This is a genomic window from Microbacterium sp. B19, from assembly GCF_000333395.1.
Taxonomy (GTDB): Bacteria; Actinomycetota; Actinomycetes; order Actinomycetales; family Microbacteriaceae; genus Microbacterium.
Genome location: NZ_BADA01000392.1, coordinates 1 through 3,124 on the forward strand (window position 1 = coordinate 1; position 3,124 = coordinate 3,124).

At 73.4% G+C, this 3,124-nt stretch carries 3 protein-coding genes; 2 read left to right on the forward strand and 1 reads right to left on the reverse strand.

Going from position 1 to position 3,124, the window contains the following annotated elements; translation table 11 throughout:
• Both I5G_RS14055 and I5G_RS14060 read left to right on the forward strand, forming a co-directional pair.
• Positions 1-1,076, forward strand: a 1,076-nt coding sequence (locus tag I5G_RS14055) for an aldehyde dehydrogenase (RefSeq protein ID WP_026095940.1), incomplete at its 5' end; no start/stop codon positions are given.
• Positions 1,073-2,173, forward strand: coding sequence for an NAD(P)-dependent alcohol dehydrogenase (locus I5G_RS14060; RefSeq protein ID WP_022879626.1), 1,101 nt, complete (start codon positions 1,073-1,075; stop codon positions 2,171-2,173). The genes I5G_RS14055 and I5G_RS14060, both read left to right, overlap by 4 nt.
• Before the next feature lie 42 nt (positions 2,174-2,215).
• On the opposite strand, the gene I5G_RS14065 is transcribed toward I5G_RS14060, so the two are convergent.
• Positions 2,216-2,992: an AraC family transcriptional regulator gene (locus I5G_RS14065; RefSeq protein WP_022879627.1), complete on the reverse strand. Its 777-nt coding sequence runs from the start codon at positions 2,990-2,992 to the stop codon at positions 2,216-2,218.
• Positions 2,993-3,124: the final 132 nt, after the last annotated feature.

Below are 3,124 nucleotides of genomic sequence, written 5' to 3' on the forward strand. Positions count from 1 at the left end.
ACGTGCGCGAGATCACCGCCGACGCCCACGCGTACGTGCGTTCCGAGCCGCTGGGCGTGGTCGCCGCCATCACCCCGTTCAACTTCCCGCTGATCCTCTCCAGCACGAAGATCGCCCCGGCGCTCGTCGCCGGCAACACCGTCGTGCACAAGCCCGCGAGCGACACCCCGCTGAGCGCGCTGCTCATGGCCGACATCCTGCGCGAGGCCGGCGTCCCCGACGGCGTGTTCAACGTCGTGACCGGACCCGGCTCCGTCCTCGGCGACCACCTCGTGGGCCACCCCGACGTCGACAAGGTCGCGTTCACGGGCTCGACCGAGATCGGCGCGCACGCGGCGGCGCTCGCGGGGCGCACGCTGAAGCCGTTCACGGCGGAGCTCGGCGGAAACGCGGCGAACATCCTGTTCGCCGACGCGGATCTCGAGCGCGCGATCCACACGGTGATCTCGGCGTTCGTGTTCAACGCCGGCCAGTTCTGCATGGCAGGTCCCCGGCTGCTGGTCGAACGCCCGCTGTACGGCGTCGTGCTCGGCATCCTGAAGGACGCGGTGCCGCAGGTGCCGTTCGGCGACATCGCCGACCCGGCCACCGTGATCGGTCCGCTCGCGAGCCGGACACAGCTCGACAAGGTCGCCGCCCTCGTCGAGCGGGCGCGCGGCGCCGGCGCCCGCGTCGTCACCGGCGGCCACGTCGTCGAGCGCGACGGCGGGTTCTTCTACGCTCCCACGGTCCTGGCGGACCTCGAGCCGGACGCGGAGGTCGTCGTCGACGAGGTGTTCGGTCCCGTGCTGACCGTGCAGCCGTTCGACACCGAGGACGAAGCGGTCGCGCTCGCGAACGGCACGCGGTACGGCCTCGCCAGTGGCATCCAGACCTCCGACCTCGCCCGCGCGCACCGCGTCGCGGCGCGACTGAAGGCCGGGATCACCTGGATCAACGGCTGGGCCGTGCTCGACCCGGCGGTGCCGTTCGGCGGCGTCAAGGCGTCGGGATGGGGACGCGAGGGCGGACCCGAGGCGCTGCAGTCGTACCAGAAGGCCCACTCGATCGTGTTCGACCTGGGCGGCCGGGCATGACCGCGGGGCGCGCCGCGATCGTCGAAGCACCGTCGACGATCTCGGTCGCCGACGTCGAGTACGGCGACCCGGGTCCGGGCGAGGTCCTCGTGCGGCTCACGGCGACCGGTCTGTGCCACACCGATCTCGGGGTGCTGGCCGGCGGCATCCCGTTCCCCGTCCCGGGCATCATCGGGCACGAGGGCGCCGGGCACGTCGAGAAGGTCGGCCGCGGGGTCACCGCAGTCTCCCCCGGGGATGCCGTGCTCCTGAGCTTCACCTCCTGCGGCGCATGCCGGGCCTGCGCCACGTCGCATCCGGCGTACTGCGACTCCTGGCTCCCGCGGAACCTGCTGGGCGGCATCCGCCCCGAGGGATCGGCGGGGATCACCCGTGGCGGTGAGGCCGTCTCGGCGCACTTCTTCGGGCAGTCGTCCTTCGGGACGTACGCGATCGCCGACGAACGGGCACTCGTCCGCGTCGCCGACGACGCCGACCTCACCGTCCTCGCCCCGCTCGGGTGCGGGGTGCTCACCGGCTTCGGATCGATGTGGAACGTCCTCGACCCAGGGCCGGGCGACGTCGTCGCGGTGTACGGGGCGGGCGCGGTGGGGCTGTCGGCGATCATCGCGGCGTCCCTCCGCGGGCCCGCGCAGCTCATCGCGATCGACCGGGTCGCGGCCCGGCTCGACCTCGCCCGCGAGCTCGGCGCGACCGACACGATCGACGCGTCGCACGAGGACGTGGCGGCACGCCTCGCCGAGATCACGGGCGGAGCCGGTGTCTCCCTCGGCTTCGACACGACCGGTCACCCCGGCGTGGCCCGGACCGCACTGGACGCCGCGGCCGTCCGCGGCACCGTCCTCGTGTGCGGTGCACCGCCGCCGGGCACCGAGATCCCCGTCGACATCCAGGGCATCCTCACCGGCAAGGTACTCCGCGGCGTGACGATGGGCGACACCGAGCCCCGGGAGCTCATCCCCCGGCTCGTCGCGCTGCACGCCGAGGGACGGCTGCCGCTGGAGAAGCTCGAACGCCGCTACGCGCTCGACGACATCCAGAGCGCCGTCGACGACATGCACAGCGGCGCCACCGTCAAGCCGGTGATCGTGTACTGACCGCGCGGGGCCCGTCCCCCGACCACGTCGGGCGGACGGGCCCTATCCGCGCGCGAACGCTCCCGGCGTCACTCCCCAGACACGGCGGAAGTGGCGGTTCAGGTGCGCCTGATCGTGGAATCCCGTCCGTGCCGCGACGTCGGCGGGGCGGCATCCATCCACCAGGAGGCGACGCGCCGCGTCGACCCGACGCGCGACGAGATACCGGTGCGGGGCCATGCCATATGCGCGGGAGAACTCCCGCACGAGGTGGCTCGGGTGGGCGCCCACCTGCGCGGCCGCCTCGGCGATCGTGAACGACTCGGTGAAGCGGTCGTCGAGCAGCGCGCGCAGGCGCCGGGCGAGCGGCGCGTCGCGGACGGCCGCGACGGCGGTGCCGGTGTGGGCGAGGATTGCGTCGCGCACCGCGAGCAGCGCGTGCTCGGCGGCCATCTCCTCCCCCGGGAACCGGAGCGCGGCGTGGACACGTCGGGCCGCCGCCTCCGCGGGTCCGCGCCCGAGGGTGGGCACCCGGGCGACGCGGTCGGCGGTGTCGTCGGGGAGCCAGTCGCGGCGCAGATACAGCACCTGCTTGCGGTACCCGGTGCCCGCCACCGCCGAGCGCCCGTCGTGCGGGATGCCGGGCGGGAGCAGCGTCAGTGCACCGGGCGCCGCCCGGTGCGCGACCCGGTCGAGATCGTAGGTGACCGCGCCCCGGTCGACGAGCATCACGGCCCAGTCGTCGTGCGTGTGCAGCGGGTAGGCGTGGTCGAAGCTCGCGTGGTAGACCTCGCGCAGGAACGGCACGTCGGGGTGCCAGGCCCGCACCCGTTCGATCATGCAAGAAACGTACAAGACGGAGCGGATGCCACGGGCCGAGGCTGGAGGCATGACCGACCCGACACCGCCCCCGCGCCGACGTTCGACACGAAGATCGTCGTGATCCTCGGCGAAGACCTCGCCGCCTGGCAG

What these genes read in the sequence shown, in the direction of transcription:
- I5G_RS14065 (WP_022879627.1), bottom strand. Translation starts at nt 2,992, where the DNA reads ATGATCGAACGGGTGCGGGCCTGGCACCCCGACGTGCCGTTCCTGCGC.
- I5G_RS14060 (WP_022879626.1), top strand. Translation starts at nt 1,073, where the DNA reads ATGACCGCGGGGCGCGCCGCGATCGTCGAAGCACCGTCGACGATCTCG.